Genomic DNA, 18,878 nt, shown 5'->3' on the forward strand with positions numbered 1-18,878 from the left:
ACCTTTGCCATGGTGGATTGGTCTGGTGGAAACGACACCGGGCCGACCCCGCGCAAAGATGCAATTTGGGCCTGTACTGCGCGCGAAGGGCACGTTTTGCAGCCTGAATACCAGCGCAACAGGATGGTCGCCGAAAAGTGGCTTGAGGCTCTGATCCGTACCGAGCTTGAGGTCGGTCGTCGCCTGTTTTTGGGGTTTGATTTCCCGTTTGGCTATCCGGCAGGGTTTGCCCGGGCGATGACGAGTGCAGACGATCCACTGGCTTTGTGGGATTGGTTCGAAGGGCATGTCGAGGACACACCCAAGGCGAACAACCGTTTTGATCTGGCAGGCCGGATTAACCTGAAGTTTGGCGGAAAAGGCCCGTTCTGGATGAACGGTTTGCGTCGTGACATCAATGGTCTGCCGCGCAGGAAAACCGACTATTCCAACCCTTTCCCGGACCGTCGCGTTGTAGAAACCCTGGCCAAGGGCAGCTTCACCTGCTGGCAGATGGCAGGTGCGGGGGCTGTTGGCGGGCAGGTGATGATGGGGCTGCCGGTTCTGAACCGCCTCCGCCGTCGGTTTGCGGGGAAGATCGCGGTCTGGCCGTTTGAGCCGTTGGACAAACCGGTTGCCTTTGTAGAGATCTGGCCGTCTCTGACCCTTGGAGCGTCGCCAGCGGGGCAGATCAAGGATGCCTGGCAGGTCGAACAGGTCGCCTTGACTCTGTCACGTTTGACAGAGCAGGAGTTGGATGCGCAATTGAATGTCTCAGCGGCAGAGGAAGGTTGGATATTGGGTGTAGCTCAGGACAAGCCGAACATAGCCCCGCCGCCATTGCGAAACGATTGTTTCGCGTTGCCTGCCGGGGTGGAGTGGACACCTGTAGACGAGGCATTGGCCTATCTGCGCGACAGATTGCATTCGATCACGTCAGTGGAAACGCTTGAGCTGTCCAAGGCAAGTGGCCGCATTCTGGCCGAGGATGTGATCGCCCAACGCTCAAATCCGCCCCAGCCTAACACGGCAGTGGACGGGTTCGGGTTTGCGGGTCCCGTCCCGGATGGCACGCAGGTCATGCCGTTGATTGATGGGCGCGCGGCGGCGGGAATACCGTTTGACGGTTCAGTCCCCGAAGGTCGGGCTTTGCGTGTCCTGACGGGCGCAGCACTGCCTGATGGTGTGGATACGGTTATTCTGGAAGAGGATGTCACGGTCAAAGACGGGCATATTGCCTTCCGCGGTCCGCTGAAAAAAGGCGCGAACACGCGGCGCGGGGGTGAAGATGTGATGGCAGGTGATGTGGCTTTGCCCGCCGGGCGTCGGTTGACTCCTGCCGATCTCGCGTTGCTGTCTGCTGTGGGTATCGCGCAGGTGAATGTGCGTCAGCCGTTGTGTGTGGCGGTGGTCTCGACCGGTGATGAGTTGATCGAACCCGGAGAAAGCGCAGGTCCGGGACAGATTTTCGATGCCAACCGCCCGATGCTGCTTTCGTTGATCGAACGCATGGGATTTGTGCCTGTTGACATGGGGCGTGTTGCAGATGATCGGAATGCTTTGCGGGACCGGTTGGACCAAGCCTCAGCACAGGCTGATGTGATCCTGACCAGCGGAGGCGCATCAGCAGGCGATGAAGATCATGTGTCCGCCCTGTTGCAAGAGGCGGGGGCGATGCAGCACTGGCGGATCGCGTTAAAGCCGGGGCGCCCGCTGGCTTTGGGTTTGTGGGCAGGCGTGCCGGTGTTTGGCCTTCCGGGCAACCCGGTGGCTGCCATGGTCTGCACCCTGATCTTTGCACGCCCCGCTCTGGGCCTGATGTCGGGCGAAGGCTGGGCGGAACCGCAAGGGTTTGAGGTTCCGGCCGCCTTTGAGAAAAGCAAAAAACCTGGCCGCCGTGAATACCTGCGTGCAAGGGTGCGAAATGGGAGGGTCGAAGTGTTTCATTCGGAAGGCTCGGGCCGGATCAGCGGGCTCAGCTGGGCCGAAGGACTGGTTGAAATCGAAGATGGTGCGCGGCACATCAAACCGGGCGATACAGTGCGTTTCATTCCGTATGGGAGCTTTGGTATTTGACCATTGCGATTTCATCAGGCTTTGCTGATCACGAACGCTTGCATGCAGCGGCGCTGTTCTGGCAGGCGTTCTCGCCCAAGCTGTACAAGGTCATGGGGCCAGATGAAAAAGGTTTGGCTTTCTTTGAAATCGCTTTGAACCCGAATTTCGCGCTCGTCGCGCGAGATGAAACAGGCCGTATGTTGGGGCTGGCAGGGTTCAAAACGCGCGATGGCGGTTTGGCCGGTGGCAGTATGTCTGATCTTGCGGGAACCTATGGCTGGTTCGGGGCAGTGTGGCGCGCCTGCATATTAAGCCTGCTGGAACGTGAACTGAAACCGGGGGTATTTCAGATGGATGGCATATTTGTCGCCGCTGATGCCCGTGGCAAAGGTGTGGGTACGGCCCTTTTGAATGCTATTAAACAAGAGGCCAGAGGCCAGGGCATGTCAGAGGTTCAGCTGGATGTGATCGATACAAACCCGCGTGCACGCGCTTTGTACGAGCGCGAAGGATTCCGGCCAGTGGGTGAGGAAAAAACCGGGCCGCTCAAATACCTCTTCGGCTTTAGCAGCGCGACAAAGATGTCCTGGCCTGTGGAAACGTCCTAGTCGAAGGTTCCGGCCACACGGCCCAGCAACATAAAGGCCCTTGCAGTACGCGTTTCACCCAGCGCGCTCAGTTCTGCATCGCTTGCGGTGGGTTCGAACTCGGCCATCATCTTGTCGAAGCGACGCAAGAAGTGATGGGCTGCATCGCGGAAAATCGGGTCCTGTTTCATCCGTGCTGCGGTCAGCGCCAGCGAGGATCTGTCGCGCACGCCCCCCAACGCGGCAACCGCGCGACCACGTGTACCTTGGGCAAATTGGCGCCAGACTTCTGGCCGGGCCATATCGGGGCGCAGGTCATCCATATAGATGCCTTCCTGGCTGAGCAGCGTCAGAACATCCTGTGAGGCTTGTACAATTTGCGCTGTCTTTCGATCTTTTAGCGCCACACGCAGTGCATTGAACCCTTCGGTGTCATCCTGTGTTTCTGGAAAGTTCAGTGCGCGTAGAAAGACCGGGGTGCTGAGCGGCGGTGCGATCTCTTCCGCAGGCGTTCCCAGTTCCAGTGAGGTCTGATCGCCCGGAACGGGCGCTTGCCCCGATCTTGCAGTCGGAGCAGCGCGCTTGGTCGAGAACGTCGCCAGCGCATTTTCGGTTTTCCGGGTGGTCGCCGCGATCTCGTCCAGCTTTTTCGTCACCGCTGGCTCATAGGTACTAGAGGCCCGCTGTTGCTGCGCGACATACGCCTGCCGAATGGCATCAATCGCTGTTTGCAGCCGTGCGCTTTCTTCACGCATGACCCGGCTGGCACGCATTGCCGTGGCCGCAACCCAGATCATGGCCACGGGCATGAACACCGCCAGGAAGGTAACAATAAAGCCACCGTTTTGGCCCTGTTCCGGAAGCACCAGAAAAACGACCGACACCACCAGCCAGATCAGGCTGAGCACCAGTGCGGCAATCTCAATTTCAGTGACGGCCGACGCTTTCGGGCGATCATAAATGCCCAGCGAGGTCGGTTTTTCGGTTTCCGGGTCAGGATTGGGCGCGGACATTTCATGCGCTCCGGTTAGGTGTACTCGATACTCAGGATTTCATAAGAACGCACGCCACCGGGGGTACGCACTTCGACACTGTCCCCTTCCTCTTTACCAATCAGGGCACGAGCGATGGGGGATTTGATGTTCAGCAGGCCAGCTTCGATATTGGCTTCGTATTCGCCAACGATCTGCCAGGTCTTTTCCTCATCGGTGTCTTCGTCGACCAGAGTCACCTTTGCGCCAAACTTAACAGAACCGGACAGCTTTGCCGGGTCAATGACATCGGCCAGCGACAGGATACCTTCCAATTCCTTGATGCGGCCTTCGATGAAACCCTGCTTTTCACGTGCCGAGTGATATTCAGCGTTTTCCTTCAGGTCGCCCAGCTCGCGTGCCGAGGCAATCGCCTCGATGATCGCCGGGCGTTCAACGGATTTGAGGTTCTTCAGCTCAGCCGCAAGCGCGGCATTGCCCGCAGGCGTCATCGGGATCTTTTCCATACTCTCTACGTCCACGCATAAATTGAGTCGCCCCGCCGCACAGAAGCGTCGGGGCGAATATTAGGTTGGCAATTACCTGACCCAAATACCACGTGAATTGCAAGAGGTGACAGTGGTTACAGCGATCAATTCGCGACTTCGCGCCGTCGTGCGGATTTTGGGTGCGGTCTGTGGCGATGATCAGGGTGCCGAGACCTGTGCCATCGCTGGGAAGGGGCGTAAAGCCACATCATCTCAATCATATTGCACAACCTCGAATTCGATGCCGTTGTCGTCGCGGAAATAGAACCGACGCCCTGGTTCATAATCCGCGTGGTTGTGCGGCTCGAACCCAGCAGTTCGAACCTTGGCTTCGGTCGCATCGATATCTTCAACCAGAACGCCCACATGATTGAGGCCGCCAATGACATCATAGCTGCTTTCGCCCGAAGGTTTCGGTTCATCCGGTTTGTACAGCGCCAGGTAAGTATGGGCCGATCCGACATGAACCGTGTAACCACCTGCAATTGCGGGGCCTTCCCATCGGGTTTTCCAATCAAAGACCTGCTCCATCCAAGCGGCTGAAGCCTGCGGATCGCGGACTGTGAAATTTGTATGCTCAAGCGTTGCCATCATGGGATCTCCTGTTTTTAGGCTTGTCCCGACTCAAGCTAATTTCTAAACCTAACTTTAGGTCAAGGTATTTTTTGAGGATGTGATGGCTGTTTCAGAAGGGCTGGCAATCGGCGCATTGGCCCAGCGTACCGGGTTGGCAGTATCGGCTATCCGGTATTATGAGGCGCAGGGTTTGATATCGCCCTGGCGCAACTCGGGCGGGCAGCGGCGCTATCAGCGAGCCGACATTCGGCGGTTGAGCTTTGTGATGATTGCGCAGCAGTTCGGTTTGACCCTGCCGGAAATCCGCGAAGTGTTGTCGGTCCTGCCGGGAAACCGTACGCCGACACCGCAGGATTGGAAAGCCATCGGCGTTCAGCTTCGTGCCCATCTGGATCAACGAATCGATACGTTGACGCGGTTGCGCGACAATCTGGATGGGTGCATCGGATGCGGGTGTCTTAGCCTGCCGAAATGTGCGCTTTACAACCCCGATGACCGGGTAAAATCCAATGGTAGCGGTCCCAGGTATCTGATGGGGGACACACCAGAAGCTTGAAGTGTCGAATAGCGGCATTGTTACGCCGTGTTTCGATTGACCAAGGTCTTTGCAACCATGTAATCAGCCGTGAAACAAAATTGCGCCGACCACATGTAGAAAGCGCCAATTCGGAAAGTTAGCTAAGGAGCCCGCGATGGCCGAGATTGAACGCGAAGCGATGGAATACGATGTGGTGATCGTGGGTGCAGGCCCCGCGGGCCTGTCGGCGGCCATCCGTCTGAAACAGCTGGATGCCGACCTGAACGTCGTGGTTCTGGAAAAGGGCTCGGAAGTTGGCGCGCATATCCTGTCGGGTGCGGTGCTTGACCCCTGTGGTCTGGACGCGCTGATCCCGGACTGGAAGGAAAAAGGCGCTCCGCTGAACGTGCCCGTGCACGAAGACAACTTCTTCATGTTGGGTGAAGCGGGCAAACTGCGCATCCCCAACTTCCCGATGCCGCCGCTGATGAATAACCACGGCAACTACATCGTTTCGATGGGCAATGTCTGTCGCTGGATGGCAGAGCAGGCCGAAGAGCTTGGCGTTGAAATCTTCCCGGGAATGGCGTGTTCGGAACTGGTCTATGGCGAAAACGGCGAAGTCAAAGGCGTTGTCGCCGGTGTCTTTGGCCTGGAAGCTGACGGCTCGTACGGGCCTAACACTGAGCCGGGGATGGAGCTGCATGGTAAATATGTCTTCCTGTCGGAAGGCGTGCGCGGCTCGCTGTCCAAAGAAGTTATCGCCAAATATGACCTGCAAGCCGGTAAGGACGTGCAGAAATACGGCGTTGGCATGAAAGAGATCTGGGAGATCGACCCGGCCAAGCACAAAGAAGGTTCTGTCACGCACACGATGGGCTGGCCGCTGGGCAGCAACGCGGGTGGCGGATCGTTCATCTATCATCTTGAAAACAATCAGGTCTATGTCGGTTTCGTGGTTCACCTGAACTACAAGAACCCGCATCTGTATCCCTACATGGAATTCCAGCGCTTCAAGCACCATCCGATGGTTGCCGATCTGCTGAAGGGCGGCAAGCGCGTGGCCTACGGTGCGCGTGCGATTACCGAGGGCGGATATCAGTCGATGCCGAAGCTGGTCGCACCCGGTGTGGCACTGCTGGGCTGTTCAGCTGGGATGGTCAACGTGCCTCGCATCAAGGGCAACCACAATGCGATGCTGTCGGGCAAGGCAGCGGCAGAGGCTGCCTATGACGCGATCAAGGCTGACCGTTCGGGTGACGAGTTGACCGCATACGAGACAGATGTGCGCGACGGTCCGATCGGCAGCGATCTGAAAAAAGTGCGCAACGTCAAGCCGATCTGGTCGAAATGGGGTCTGACCGCATCGCTGATGTTGGGTGGTCTGGACATGTGGACCAATACCATGGGCTTCTCGATGTTCGGGACGGTCGGACACGGAAAGAACGACGCAGACTCGACCGAAGATGCCAGTAAGCACGCGCCCATCGACTATCCCAAACCCGATGGTGTGCTGTCATTTGATCGCCTGACCAACGTGTCTTTCGCGGCGACCAATCACGAGGAAAGCCAGCCCTGCCACCTGCGTTTGGCCGACCCCGAGGTGCCGGTCAAAGTCAACCTGCCCAAGTTTGACGAACCAGCGCAGCGCTATTGCCCCGCTGGCGTATATGAGGTTGTCGAGGACGAAACTGCGGGCCCGCGATTCGTCATCAACTTTCAGAACTGCGTGCACTGCAAAACCTGCGACATCAAGGATCCCAGCCAGAACATCACCTGGACAACGCCGCAGGGTGGGGATGGCCCGAACTACCCCAACATGTAAGCAAAAAAGCGGGCACTGGCAGGGTCGTGAAGGCTCTGCCATTGCCTCTTGCCAGCCGAAGCCCTAGCTTGATGGTCAGTCAATGATAGCAAGGCAGGATTTCGGTGGTTTCCCTGGTTCGTCGCGCGGCGCTGTCCGTGCTTCTCATGTCGTCGGTCGCAGTTCCGGCGTTCTCTGACTCGGGCGCAGGGTCGTATCTGGCCGGGCGACAGGCGATCTACGAAAGTGATTATGCCGCAGCCGAGCGCTATTATGCCCAAGCCCTGAAGTTCGATTCCCAAAATCCGCTGCTGTTGGAAAGCGTTGTCGTGGCGCGTTTGGCGTTGGGCGAAGTTGATCGTGCCTTGCCGGTTGCCGAGCAGATCGAACAGGCAAATCTGCCCAGTCAGGCCGCGCGTATGGCAATTGCGGCAAATCTGATTGTAGATGGCAAATACGACGTCCTTTTAGCGCGGAACCCCGAAACTCAGGGTGTCGGGCCGTTGGTGGATGGGTTGATGACCGCCTGGGCTCATTTGGCGCAGGGCGAAATGACAAAGGCGATGGAACAGTTCGAAACCGTTGCCACGCAAGACGGACTGAAAGAGTTTGCGTTGTACCACAAGGCAATGGCATTGGCCTCGATCGGCGACTTTGAGGGCGCCGAGGTGATCTTTGCGGACAATGAAGGTGCGGTGGCGCGTTTCACGCGTCGTGCGGCTTTGGCGCGAACCGAGGTGCTGTCTCAGCTGGATCGGAACGAAGACGCCTTACAGTTCCTCGAAGACGTCTTTGTGGCGGGTAGCGACCCGACAATAGAAACCTATACCAGCCAACTTGAGGCAGGTGAAACGCTGCCCTTCACGCATGTCCGTTCTGCGCAGGACGGTATGGCCGAAATTTTCTTTTCCGTTGGGGCCGCGTTGAACGCTGAGGCGTCGCCGGACTACGTTCTTCTTTACACACGGTTGGCCAGTTTTCTGCGCCCCGATCATGTGGACGCCATTTTGCTGAGTGCAGATCTTCTGGATCAACTGGAGCAATATGATCTGGCAGTTGCCGCCTATCGCATGGTTCCGGCAGACAGCAATGATCACCACGCGGCCGAGCTGGGCCGGGCCGAGGTTCTGGACCGCTCAGGTCAAACCGATGCTGCCGTAGAAGTGCTGCAAAATCTGGCGGCGCAGGATCCTGACCTTCCGGGTGTGCATGTGGCCTTGGCTGACCTGCAGCGGCGTCAGGAAAACTATCAGGCGGCAGTGACGTCCTATGATACGGCGATTGCGCTGACCGATAACGCGGCGGGCGGTAACTGGTTCCTGCATTATGCCCGTGGCATCAGCCATGAGCGGTTGAAGCGGTGGGACCAGGCCGAAGCTGATTTCCGGCGCGCGCTTGAGCTGAACCCGGATCAGCCGCAGGTGTTGAATTATCTGGGCTACTCCCTTGTTGAGCGCAAAGAGAAGCTGGATGAAGCGCTGGACATGATTCAACGCGCTGTGGCAGCCCGCCCGGACAGTGGCTACATCGTCGACAGCTTGGGCTGGGTCTTGTTCCGTTTGGGTCGTTATGACGAGGCTGTTGAACAGATGGAACGCGCCGTTGAGCTGATGCCGGTCGATCCGGTCGTGAATGATCATCTGGGCGATGTCTACTGGGCCGTGGGACGGTCGCGTGAGGCCGAATTCCAATGGAAGCGGGCCCTGTCTTTCATTGATCCCGAAGATACGGATGGTGAAGCCGACCCTGAGCGCATTCGCCGCAAGATCGAGGTTGGGCTGGATGCCGTTCTGGCCGAAGAAGGTTCGGAACCTTTGAAGGTCGCCAATGGCAACTAAGGCGTTTGCGCCCGCCAAGATCAATTTGACCCTGCATGTCACTGGCCGTCGAGATGACGGCTATCACCTGTTGGATTCTCTGGTAGTTTTTGCGGATTTGGGTGATCAGCTGACATTTAACTCCGGCCCTGTGCTTTCCCTGGAGGTGGGCGGAGAATTCGCCGATGGGGTACCCACGGACAAACGCAATCTGGTGTGGAAAGCAGCCGAGGGCGTCGGGTGGACCGGGCAAATCGAGCTGCGCAAATCTCTGCCCCACGGGGCGGGGATCGGTGGCGGTTCGTCGGACGCCGCCGCAACGCTTTGTGCTTTGGCGCAGCAAGGCCATGCCGTTCCACCGGATTTACCCTTGTCACTGGGGGCAGATGTGCCCGTCTGTCAAAAGGGCCGAGCGATCAGAATGCAAGGCATTGGTGATCAACTGGTTGCTGTAAACCTTCCGCACTTGCCTGCGTTGTTGGTCAACCCGAATGTGCATGTGCCAACGGGGGCCGTGTTCAACGCTCTGGCGAGCAGAGACAATCCGGCGATGCCTGAGAACATCCCCGAGTTTCAAAACGCCAACGACTGTGCCTTGTGGCTAAGCGATCAGCGTAACGATTTGGAAGTGCCCGCCATGGGCGCTGCGCATGAGATTGAACAGGTTCTGGACACACTGCAAACGACAAATCGCGCCCTCATCGCGCGTATGTCGGGGTCAGGGTCAACCTGCTTTGCGCTGTATCCGACGATGAAAGACGCGCATTTCGCTGCTTATGAGATTGGCGCAGCCCACCCTGATTGGTGGTGCCGCGCCACTCAGCTTAATTGAGGCGTGAAACCACGTAATCTGCCAGTTCACGCAGCAGGCTGCGAATCTCATGATCCGGCAGAACCTCAAGCGATGCCTTGGCTTTGTTGGCCCAGCCCAAGGCGTCTTGCCGCGTTTCTTCCAGCGTGGCATATTTGCCCATTAGCCCCAGCGCGTGATCAAGATCGCCGTCCTGTTGGCGGCCTTTTCCAATCGTGCGCTCCCAGAACGCGCGTTCTTCGGGCGTCGCTTGGGCCACGGCTTTGATCACCGGAAGAGTCAGCTTACGCTCGCGGAAATCATCACCCACGTTCTTGCCGGTTGCCTTGCTGTCGCCCTGATAGTCCAGCAGATCATCCGCAATCTGGAATGCAATGCCCAGTGAGTCGCCATAGTCGAACAATGCTTTGACCTGTTCTTCCGACGCGCTAGCGATCACACCACCGACCTCAGTCGCGGCGGAAAACAGTGCGGCTGTCTTGCCACGTACGACCTGCAGATAAACATCTTCGTCCGTACGCAGATCAGTTGCAGCGGTCATTTGCAGCACTTCACCTTCGGCAATCGTGGCCGAAGCGTTGGCAAGAATGTCCAAAACGCGCAGCGACCCAGTCTCGACCATCAGCTGGAAGCTGCGAGAAAATAGGTAATCGCCGACCAGAACGCTGGATTTGTTGTCCCACAGCAGATTTGCGGTCGGGCGACCGCGCCGCTGGGCGCTTTCGTCAACAACGTCGTCATGCAGCAGTGTCGCGGTGTGAATAAACTCGACCGTGGCGGCAAGGCGCACGTGGTGGTCGCCGGTATAGCCAAACAACTGCGCGGCGGCCAATGTCAGCATTGGGCGCAGACGCTTCCCACCTGCTTCCACCAGATGCCGGGTAACTTCCGGAATACGCGGCGCGTGGTCCGACGCCATTCGCGTACGGATCAAGCCATTCACGGCCTCCATCTCACCCGCCAAAAGTTCAGCGAGGCGCTCATGCGGTTTTGAGATCACGTCGACGGTCATCAAACTCCTGATACAAGGCTCGACTTCCGCCTCGCCTTGCCCTTACATCCATCCCCATGAAAGAACTACTGCGCAGTACCGATCCGACAATCCTGGCCTTTGCATCCGCTCTCCTTGAAGGCGAGGATATAGACTGCTTTCAGATGGACGTAAATATGAGCATCCTCGAAGGCGGTATCGGAATCTTTCCCCGGCGCCTCATGGTGCGGGCCGAGGATCTGACCCGCGCTGAACGTGTTATGCGCGATAATGAGATTCCGCTGGGCCGATGACCCGCTTTGATGACAATGATTTGACCTGCAACGATTTCCTGGGTGGCCGGATTCGACTGCTGCAACCCGCCTCAGGTTATCGCGCCGGAATAGACCCGGTTTTACTGGCGGCATCAGTGCCGGCCAATGCCGATCAGTCGGTTTTGGAGCTGGGCTGTGGCGCGGGTGCTGCCATTCTGTGCCTGTCTGCGCGGGTGCCGGGCCTGCACCTGACAGGAATTGAATTGCAGCCTGCGTATGCCGATTTGGCGCGCCGGAATGCGGAAATGAACAGCGTGAAGCTGGATTTGGTTGAGGCTGATCTGACCGCTTTGCCTGTCGAGGTTCGACAGAGTCAGTTTGACCACGTCATTGCCAACCCCCCATATTACCGCGCCGGAGCGCATAGCCGGGCCAGCGATGCAGGACGAAGCATCGCTTTGGGCGAGGACACCCCTTTGAGTGACTGGATTTCTGTGGCGGCCAAGCGTCTGGCCCCGCAAGGGTATCTGCACATGATTCAAAAGGCAGACCGCTTGCCGGATATGATAGTGGCCTGCGCGGATAAACTGGGCTCAGTTGAAGTGTTGCCGCTCTGCGCGCGCGCAGGTCGACAGGCGGAATTGGTCATTTTGCGGGCCCGCAAAGGGGGGCGTGCGGCATTTCGCCTCCATGCGCCATTGATTCTGCACGCGGGCGAGCGCCATGAAATGGACGGCGAAAGCTATACAGACCAGATCGTGGCAGTCCTGAGACACGCCGCGCCGTTGCCCCGGTTCTGACGGCGATCGGCAATGACCAGCCGATTTTGTCGGATTTATTACAGATTCTGTGCTTGTGCAGCGTGACAGGGTGGAAACGATGTGGTCAACTTCTTACGTGAACTACAGACACGTAAACCAAGGAGGATCGCAATGAGCGTGAGCGCACATCTGACGGAACTGAAGAAAAAGCACGAATCTCTCGGTCTCGAAGTGGAACAAGCCCAACGCTCGCCGGGCATTGATGATCTTCATATTGCTCAGTTGAAGAAACAGAAACTTAAGCTGAAGGAAGAGATCGAACGCCTGTCTGCGTAAGACTTCAGGCTGGCGCGGGCCGCGATCAAGGCCCCGCCGGTGATCAACAAGGCCGCGATCGCAAGCCCTCAGGATGAGGCGGCGATCCCGGCCACAACTAAAGCCAGCGTTGACAACAAAGAGGCCGCGTAAGACGAGGCTCCAAGAATTTGAATGTCGCCCTGCATGACCACGACGTCCCACACATAGAACGCCAGCCCGACAGGCCCAGCGCACTCCAATCGTTCCGTCAATCGCGAAGCAGGTCGTGTTCCATAGTAGGGTTGGCGCAGGTTCGGATTCGAATGTGAACTTGTCAAATAATGCCCATAGTGAAGCGGCCAAAAATCCGATTTCCGCTGCATTTTAGTTATGAGGTGGAAACCTCTTTAATCGGTATGATTTCAAACTCATCTGAAATATGCGCGGTTTTTTCGATCTCGGTCAGGAACCAATCTCGGAAGGCCGCGATCTGAGGCTTTTTCTCGGCTCCAGGCAGGCATAAAAACCGGAATCGGCCTTGTGTTTCCAAGGCCACTTTGAAGGGTGCGACCAAGCGGCCTTCGGTCAGATCTTTGAGAATCATGGCGCGTCGTCCAAGCGCCACTCCGACACCGGCGACAGCGGCGTCAATTGCGTGATCGGCATTTGAAAAATGCGCGCCATGAGTCGGGGTGAAATCGACCCCCATGGCGCGGAACCAAGCGGGCCAGTCGCAGGGCGGGGTCAGAAAACTGATCGAATCGTCATGGATCAATGGGGCGTGTCGCAGGCTTTCCGGGGTGTCGAATTGTTCCGCCAGTTCCGGTGTCATGACCGGGGTAAGCCATTCTTTTCTGACCGGTACGGAATAAAGCCCTTCATCTGCAGAATTGCCAAAGCGGATGGCGACATCCACATCGTCCCGCTCAAGGTCCATGTTGCGCAGCGTGGCTGAGAACTTCAGATCGATCTCAGGATGGGCGCGGGCAAACTCGTAGAGCCGTGGTGCCAGCCATTTGGCCGTCAATGCAGGACCGGCTGTGACGGTCAAGCTGGTGTCGTTCTCTTGCCTACGCACGGCGCGCCACGCAGCTTGCAATGCGGCAAAGCCTTCCGCTGCACCGGGTGCCAGGGTTCGACCGGCCTCAGTCAGCTCTACGGCGCGGTTCAGTCGGTGAAACAGAGGTCGGCCCAGATGTTCTTCAAGCGATTTGATCTGAAAAGACAGGGCCGCTGGCGTCACATGCAGCTCTGCCGCCGCCTTCGCGAAAGACATATGCCGGGCTGCGGCGTCAAACGCACGGAGCGCGGTCAGCGGGGGAAGATAGTCGCTCATAATGAAGTAAAACTTAACTGAAAGTCCAAGAAAGCTCGTTTGTAGCTTTCCAGCGTAACCTTCATATTCACATTAGGTCAAATAAAACTGATTTGAATAGGAGACAGCCATGATTGAGATGACGACAAATCCCGCCGCGCAGATGGCGATCCTGCGCGCCCATCAAGAGCGCAGCCGTGTCATTTGGCAATTCTGGAAGCGCATTTTCGGTTCCCGCTGATCGCAGCGCGCGCGATCTTACGGGATAGAAAAGGGCCGGTCCAAAAGGACCGGCCCGTTTTGTCTTCTGACAAATGAATCAGACGAAGAACTGCGCACCGTTGGCCGAGATGGTCGAGCCATTGATGAATTGGGAATCGTCCGAGGCCAGGAACGCCACGCAGCGCGCGATTTCCTCAGGTTCACCCAAACGACCTGCCGGGATCTGACCGATGATGGATTCGCGGACCTTTTCCGGTACGGCCATAACCATCTCGGTTGCGATGTAGCCGGGGCAGATCGCGTTTGCTGTGATACCCGCGCGCGCACCTTCCTGCGCCAGGGACTTTACGATGCCCAGGTCGCCAGCTTTGGTTGCGGCATAGTTCACCTGAGCAAACTGACCTTTCTGACCGTTGATCGAGCTGATGACGATGACGCGGCCAAATTTACGCTCGCGCATGCCGGGCCAGACGGGGTGTACGGTGTTGAAGACACCGGTCAGGTTGGTGTCAATCACGTCTTTCCACTGATCGGGCGTCATTTTGTGGAATGGCGCATCGCGCGTAATGCCTGCGTTGGCAACAACGATGTCGATGGGGCCAACCTCGGCTTCGACTTTCTCGATACCCGCTTTGGATTCGTCATAATCGGCGACGTTCCACTTGTAGGTCTTGATGCCGGTTTCTTCGGTGAATTTCGCGGCGGCTTCGTCATTGCCTGCATAGGTGGCAGCAACATTGTATCCTTCGGCTTTGAGCGCCTTGGAAATTGCTGCGCCAATGCCGCGGGAACCGCCGGTGACGAGTGCTGTACGTGCCATTTATGACTCCTTCAATTTTAGTCGTCTTGGTAATGCTGTTACTCTGAGAGGTGATCGTGCGCAATATTGTTTCGTTGTGGATTTGACCTTTTTAGGTAGCAATATCGTCGCATCCAACGGGTAAGACCCTGTTGTAACAAAAAAGGGCGCCCAAGGGACGCCCTTTGTTATTCAGGTGTCAACGCACTTAGTCGCGCTCCACACACAGGGCGACACCCATGCCGCCACCGATGCAAAGGGTCGCCAGACCCTTCTTGGCATCGCGGCGCTTCATTTCGAACAGAAGCGTGTTCAGGACACGGCAGCCCGACGCGCCGATCGGATGCCCGATGGCGATTGCGCCGCCGTTGACGTTAACGATCGACGGATCCCAGCCCATGTCCTTGTTTACGGCGCAGGCCTGCGCGGCAAAGGCTTCGTTGGCTTCAACCAGATCCAAATCGTCAACCGACCAGCCTGCCTTTTCCAGCGCCTTGCGCGAGGCATAGATCGGGCCAACACCCATGATCGACGGGTCCAGACCGGCGGTTGCGTAAGAGGCGATGCGGGCGAGGGGCTCGATCCCACGCTTTTCGGCGTTTTCTGCTGACATCAGCAGGGTCGCCGCCGCGCCGTCATTCAGGCCGGAAGCGTTCGCCGCAGTAACCGAGCCATCCTTTGTGAAGGCCGGGCGCAGCTTTGCCATGGCTTCCATGGTTGCGCCGTGGCGGATGTATTCGTCCTTGTCCATCACGATATCGCCCTTGCGGGTCTTGATGGTGAAGGGCACGATTTCATCTGCGAATTTGCCAGCCTTTTGGGCGGCTTCGGCCTTGTTCTGCGAAGCAACAGCAAATTCATCCTGCATGTCGCGGCTGATCTGCCATTTCTCGGCAACGTTCTCGGCAGTCTGACCCATGTGATAGCCGTTGAAGGCATCCCACAAACCGTCGCGGATCATCGTGTCGATATACTTCATGTCGCCCATCTTGTGACCGGCGCGCAGGGCAGCGGCATGGGGCGACAGTGTCATGTTTTCCTGACCACCGGCGGCAACGATCTCGGCGTCACCCAGCTGGATGTGCTGGGCACCCAGTGCGACAGCGCGCAGGCCCGAACCACACACCTGGTTGATGCCCCAGGCTGCGCTTTCCTGCGGCAAACCGGCATTGATATGCGCCTGGCGTGCAGGGTTCTGGCCTTGGGCGGCAGTCAGAACCTGACCCATGATTGTTTCGCTAACCTCGCCTTTGTCCACACCGGCGCGTTCGACAACTGCTTCCAGGACGGCAGCGCCCAGATCATGTGCAGGGGTGTTCGCAAACGAACCACTGAAGCTGCCGACACCTGTGCGTGCGGCGGATGCGATTACTACGTTGGTCATATGATCAGTCCTTTACCGTCATGGGCCAGCGGAATTTCTGACGGCGCAGGCCGAGAGGAGCCCCCCTCGAAACAAGAGCGCCCCGTGATCCCCGCTCAAGTACTCATGCAATAGCCTAATGCTGCACATGCAGCAACGGTCAGCTTGTCTCAGCGTTGTAAAAGCACGAATTTTTCTGATTGACCCGTGGTCAACTTATTGTTTTTGAAACGCTTTCCTGCTTCCAGGGGGCAGCGACACTTGGCGCGCCAAACAAGTACCCTTGCAGGCAATCCACGCCGCTGGCTGTCAAAAACGCAGCGTCTTCGCGTGTTTCAACCGATTCGGCGGTGACCAAAATTTCAAACTCCCGAGCCACTGCGATCAGAGCACGCACAAGTGTCTGATTGTCGGGGTTGTTGCTGATACCCCTGACAAACTGCCCATCAATTTTGGCGGCATCGAACAAGAATTCACGAAAGTGGCGAAAGCAAAAATTACTGGCACCGAAGTCATCCAGGGCAAAGGCAATGCCGCGATCCTGTAAACGGTCCATAAAGTCGATCACCAATTCCGGTACTTGCATGGCCGAGCCTTCCGAAATTTCAAGGATCAGCCGCTCGCCCAGTGCGGCGTCACGCTTGAGGAACCGATCCAGGGTTGCCGACCACCTAGAATACCCGATTGAGCGGGCGGACATATTGATCGATAGCCTAATCTCAGGGTTTCTCACCAGTGTTCGCAACCCAAACTCCAGCGCAACGCAATCCAGATCCCGGCCAATCGGGTTGTTTTCGAGTTGCGGCATGAACTCGCGCGCAGGAATAACCCTCCCTGTTTCGTCCAGCACACGAATGAACCCTTCATAAAACGCAACGCCATTAGGAGCGTTTGCCTGCATGACCGGTTGAAAAGCCAACTTGCACTGTTTGTGCTTCACCGCATCGGTTGCCATCTGCACAATCGAACGATCGCGAGTCGACACCGCAGCGTTCAGCGGGCTTTCTGACCCATCGGGCACATTAAGTTGTTTCTTGTTTCCCATAGCGCCGATTCCCATCAGCCCGTGACAGACGGTATGTCCGGGGCAGGTGTTTCGACACAGTTTCGGGGTAAACAGATGAATCTGCGGTTAAGGAGCCAGAAGATTCAGGATTTATCGAGAGATGCTCCAAGCGCGGGCAAGGGACGAAGCCGCACTCAGCACCGCTCCTACTACGCCTGTAACCATCAAAGCAAAGCCCAAGGCGATCCATGCCGGTGCAGTGCTGTTCAACGCTGTAATCATCGCGAGCAAAAGGCCGGACAACCCGACACAGGTTGAAATGACTGCCAAACGGTTCATGCCGACCCTCCTTCACTCTTGACCACAGATGAGTAGCGATATGGCCTGCGAAGCCTGAATTTCAAGGGCGGCGGGTGCGCGTTCGCCGGTGTCAGACCCGCTCTGCCTGTCCAGTGGGCAGTTTTTTGTCGAAATGTTCAAACCCGGGCGTTCCGCAATCTTCTGGATGACGGGCCAGATGTTTGGCCTTGATCTGTTCCGAGCTGTCACGGCTGCCATCGTGGCTGTATCCCGGCGGGGCAAAGCAATAAGCCAGCCGTTGGCGCAGTGTCAGACCGGTCTGGGTCGCGTCACGCCAGATGCCGACCCATTCGTGAAAGGCCACGCGCAACGGGTTGAAAGTACCGATATTGTGAACCAGTCCGAAATCGACACGGTCGTTCTCTTGCTCAGGGACAAAGGTTCCGAACATCTTGTCCCAGATGATGAAGACGCCCGCATAATTGCAATCAAGATACCTTGCATTCCGGCCGTGATGGGCGCGGTGATGGCTGGGTGTGTTCATAATGGCTTCGAACCAACGGGGCATCTTTCCGATGGCCTCGGTGTGAATCCAGAACTGATAGATCAGGTTCAATCCACCGACAAACAGGACCATGGCCGGATGGAACCCGATCAGGATCAATGGCGCGCGCACGACCATCATCAGTGTAAAGGTATAGGTCCAGGGCTGCCGCAAAGCGGTGGTCAGGTTGTAGTGCTGTGAGCTGTGGTGATTGACGTGGTTTGCCCAAACCCAGCGGATGCGGTGGCCAAAACGGTGCACCCAGTAGTAACGGAAATCGTCCAGCACAAAGCACAGAATGATCACCGGGATCGACGTGCCGAGATCCAGCGGTGTGATCTGCCACAGCCACATGAAAAAGCCATAAGCAATGAAGCCCAGCAGAAACCCGGACGCGATATTGCCTGCGCCCATGATCAACGAAGTTACGGCATCACGCGTTTCGTATCTCCCGCCTTTGCCTTTGACGGCGATCCACAAAAATTCCGCCAAGATCGCGGCCACAAAAAAGGGAACCGCCCACTGAACGGCATCGGGGAAACTGATCTGGTCGGTCATTCGGGCTCCATCAGGTGACGCCAGTGGGCGCGCTCTATTTCGTCCAGGTGGATAAGAGTGCCGGGGGTGTCGAAGTCGTGAAACTGGATTTCAAAGCCTTCGGGGCGTTCGATCCAATCGAAATCCAGCAAATGCCGGGCCACAGTGTCGGCACCGAAGGACCACAGCAGTCCTGCGCCGGTTTCGGTACGCACCAGTGCCGCGTGACGGTCATTCGAGATCGTGACATCAATGATGGTGTCGTCCGGTGCATGCCGCAGCCATTGTGCGCGTGCGGTTTCGGGTGTCAGCACAAAAGGCTCCGAATGGCCCGTCAGATGCAAAAGCAATGTGATTCCGGCGATTCCTCCGACCACCAGAACCAATAGTATTTCCAACGGCATCCCATCCTCCTGCGGACACCCTGCAAAGACACGTTGGGGCTGTCAAAGGTGGCGTTGCGTCAGGTACGTTCCAGACGTTCCAGAATTTCGTACTGAACAACACGTTGGACAAAAGGCACCAGCCCATCAGGACCTGATGCCCGATCCTTGAGGTGGATGCAGATATCCGGACGACGGGCGGCAATGATGCCAACCATCTCTCCGCGAATCGTGTCATCCAGACCTGCCCCCAAAATGGCGCAGGTGATCCGAGGTTCGGCATCCAACTGCTTTCGAACTTCGTCGGTGTCATGCGCGCCCAGCCATTGAATCGGCAAGTGATCCAGTTGTCTGGCCACATCGCCGATCACGTTTGGCAGCTTCCCAATCAAAAGAACCACCGGTTTCATCGCAGCCTCCTTCCCATAAGGGCACAAA

General features: G+C 57.3%; 21 protein-coding genes and 1 pseudogene. 9 read left to right on the forward strand and 13 right to left on the reverse strand.

The genetic code is table 11. The annotated features are described in order from the left end of the window. Positions 1-9 precede the first annotated feature (9 nt). Together glp and GS632_RS10440 are read left to right on the forward strand one after the other, a co-directional pair. Positions 10-2,055 carry a gephyrin-like molybdotransferase Glp gene (glp, locus tag GS632_RS10435; RefSeq protein ID WP_171721830.1) on the forward strand — a complete coding sequence of 682 codons (2,046 nt, stop codon included), beginning with the start codon at positions 10-12 and terminating at the stop codon, positions 2,053-2,055. Next, positions 2,052-2,645 (forward strand): GNAT family N-acetyltransferase, encoded by a 594-nt coding sequence (locus GS632_RS10440; protein ID WP_253282890.1) that lies wholly within the window; start codon positions 2,052-2,054, stop codon positions 2,643-2,645. Before glp ends, GS632_RS10440 begins: the two co-directional genes overlap by 4 nt. On the opposite strand, the gene GS632_RS10445 is transcribed toward GS632_RS10440, so the two are convergent. From GS632_RS10445 to GS632_RS10455, 3 genes are all read right to left on the reverse strand, one after another. Then, entirely contained in the window at positions 2,642-3,637 is a 996-nt protein-coding gene (locus tag GS632_RS10445) for a hypothetical protein (RefSeq protein WP_171179073.1), read from the reverse strand. The two genes, GS632_RS10440 and GS632_RS10445, sit on opposite strands and share 4 nt — an antisense overlap. Before the next feature lie 14 nt (positions 3,638-3,651). Continuing rightward, complete coding sequence (gene greA / locus GS632_RS10450) at positions 3,652-4,122, reverse strand: transcription elongation factor GreA (RefSeq protein ID WP_171179075.1); 471 nt, start codon at positions 4,120-4,122, stop codon at positions 3,652-3,654. Between the two features lie 234 nt (positions 4,123-4,356). Continuing rightward, a complete protein-coding gene (locus GS632_RS10455) occupies positions 4,357-4,737 on the reverse strand; it encodes a VOC family protein (protein WP_171179077.1) in 381 nt (126 codons plus the stop codon). 82 nt (positions 4,738-4,819) lie between these two features. On the opposite strand from GS632_RS10455, the gene soxR reads away from it, so the two are divergent. From soxR to GS632_RS10475, 4 genes are all read left to right on the forward strand, one after another. Beyond that, positions 4,820-5,275 (forward strand): redox-sensitive transcriptional activator SoxR, encoded by a 456-nt coding sequence (soxR, locus tag GS632_RS10460; protein ID WP_171179080.1) that lies wholly within the window; start codon positions 4,820-4,822, stop codon positions 5,273-5,275. Between the two features lie 136 nt (positions 5,276-5,411). Then, a complete protein-coding gene (locus tag GS632_RS10465; protein ID WP_171234973.1) occupies positions 5,412-7,061 on the forward strand; it encodes an electron transfer flavoprotein-ubiquinone oxidoreductase in 1,650 nt (549 codons plus the stop codon). A 104-nt stretch (positions 7,062-7,165) separates the two neighbouring features. After that, a complete protein-coding gene (locus GS632_RS10470) occupies positions 7,166-8,878 on the forward strand; it encodes a tetratricopeptide repeat protein (protein ID WP_371810005.1) in 1,713 nt (570 codons plus the stop codon). Then, positions 8,868-9,689, forward strand: coding sequence for a 4-(cytidine 5'-diphospho)-2-C-methyl-D-erythritol kinase (locus tag GS632_RS10475; protein ID WP_171721788.1), 822 nt, complete (start codon positions 8,868-8,870; stop codon positions 9,687-9,689). Before GS632_RS10470 ends, GS632_RS10475 begins: the two co-directional genes overlap by 11 nt. Here GS632_RS10475 and GS632_RS10480 read toward each other — a convergent pair. Then, complete coding sequence (locus tag GS632_RS10480; RefSeq protein ID WP_171721787.1) at positions 9,682-10,680, reverse strand: polyprenyl synthetase family protein; 999 nt, start codon at positions 10,678-10,680, stop codon at positions 9,682-9,684. The two genes, GS632_RS10475 and GS632_RS10480, sit on opposite strands and share 8 nt — an antisense overlap. A gap of 56 nt (positions 10,681-10,736) precedes the next feature. On the opposite strand from GS632_RS10480, the gene GS632_RS10485 reads away from it, so the two are divergent. The 3 genes from GS632_RS10485 (at position 10,737) to GS632_RS10495 (ending at position 12,010) form a co-directional block, all read left to right on the forward strand. Then, positions 10,737-10,952, forward strand: a complete 216-nt coding sequence (locus GS632_RS10485) for a DUF2007 domain-containing protein (protein WP_050604033.1) — start codon at positions 10,737-10,739, stop codon at positions 10,950-10,952. Further along, positions 10,949-11,713 carry a tRNA1(Val) (adenine(37)-N6)-methyltransferase gene (locus GS632_RS10490; RefSeq protein WP_171721786.1) on the forward strand — a complete coding sequence of 255 codons (765 nt, stop codon included), beginning with the start codon at positions 10,949-10,951 and terminating at the stop codon, positions 11,711-11,713. Before GS632_RS10485 ends, GS632_RS10490 begins: the two co-directional genes overlap by 4 nt. A gap of 132 nt (positions 11,714-11,845) precedes the next feature. Next, positions 11,846-12,010: a YdcH family protein gene (locus GS632_RS10495; protein WP_083445267.1), complete on the forward strand. Its 165-nt coding sequence runs from the start codon at positions 11,846-11,848 to the stop codon at positions 12,008-12,010. Here GS632_RS10495 and GS632_RS10500 read toward each other — a convergent pair. The 9 genes and pseudogenes from GS632_RS10500 to GS632_RS10540 all read right to left on the reverse strand — a co-directional run. Continuing rightward, positions 11,953-12,219, reverse strand: a pseudogene (locus GS632_RS10500) (hypothetical protein); the annotation flags it as partial. The gene GS632_RS10495 and the pseudogene GS632_RS10500 overlap by 58 nt on opposite strands. A gap of 140 nt (positions 12,220-12,359) precedes the next feature. After that, positions 12,360-13,307, reverse strand: a complete 948-nt coding sequence (locus GS632_RS10505) for a transcriptional regulator GcvA (protein WP_171721785.1) — start codon at positions 13,305-13,307, stop codon at positions 12,360-12,362. Between the two features lie 298 nt (positions 13,308-13,605). After that, complete coding sequence (gene phbB, locus GS632_RS10510; protein WP_171093728.1) at positions 13,606-14,328, reverse strand: acetoacetyl-CoA reductase; 723 nt, start codon at positions 14,326-14,328, stop codon at positions 13,606-13,608. Between the two features lie 187 nt (positions 14,329-14,515). Then, positions 14,516-15,691: an acetyl-CoA C-acetyltransferase gene (locus tag GS632_RS10515; RefSeq protein ID WP_171093726.1), complete on the reverse strand. Its 1,176-nt coding sequence runs from the start codon at positions 15,689-15,691 to the stop codon at positions 14,516-14,518. Positions 15,692-15,881: 190 nt separating this feature from the next. Beyond that, complete coding sequence (locus GS632_RS10520; RefSeq protein ID WP_171721784.1) at positions 15,882-16,715, reverse strand: EAL domain-containing protein; 834 nt, start codon at positions 16,713-16,715, stop codon at positions 15,882-15,884. Positions 16,716-16,826: 111 nt separating this feature from the next. Continuing rightward, complete coding sequence (locus GS632_RS10525; protein ID WP_171721783.1) at positions 16,827-17,015, reverse strand: hypothetical protein; 189 nt, start codon at positions 17,013-17,015, stop codon at positions 16,827-16,829. A gap of 91 nt (positions 17,016-17,106) precedes the next feature. Continuing rightward, entirely contained in the window at positions 17,107-18,078 is a 972-nt protein-coding gene (locus tag GS632_RS10530; RefSeq protein WP_171721782.1) for a sterol desaturase family protein, read from the reverse strand. Then, positions 18,075-18,461 (reverse strand): hypothetical protein, encoded by a 387-nt coding sequence (locus tag GS632_RS10535; RefSeq protein WP_171179095.1) that lies wholly within the window; start codon positions 18,459-18,461, stop codon positions 18,075-18,077. The genes GS632_RS10530 and GS632_RS10535 overlap by 4 nt, the downstream gene beginning before the upstream one ends. A gap of 59 nt (positions 18,462-18,520) precedes the next feature. Then, complete coding sequence (locus GS632_RS10540) at positions 18,521-18,850, reverse strand: hypothetical protein (RefSeq protein ID WP_171179097.1); 330 nt, start codon at positions 18,848-18,850, stop codon at positions 18,521-18,523. Positions 18,851-18,878 lie beyond the last annotated feature (28 nt).

This window comes from Ruegeria sp. HKCCD7296 (genome assembly GCF_013110775.1).
Taxonomy (GTDB): domain Bacteria; phylum Pseudomonadota; class Alphaproteobacteria; order Rhodobacterales; family Rhodobacteraceae; genus Ruegeria.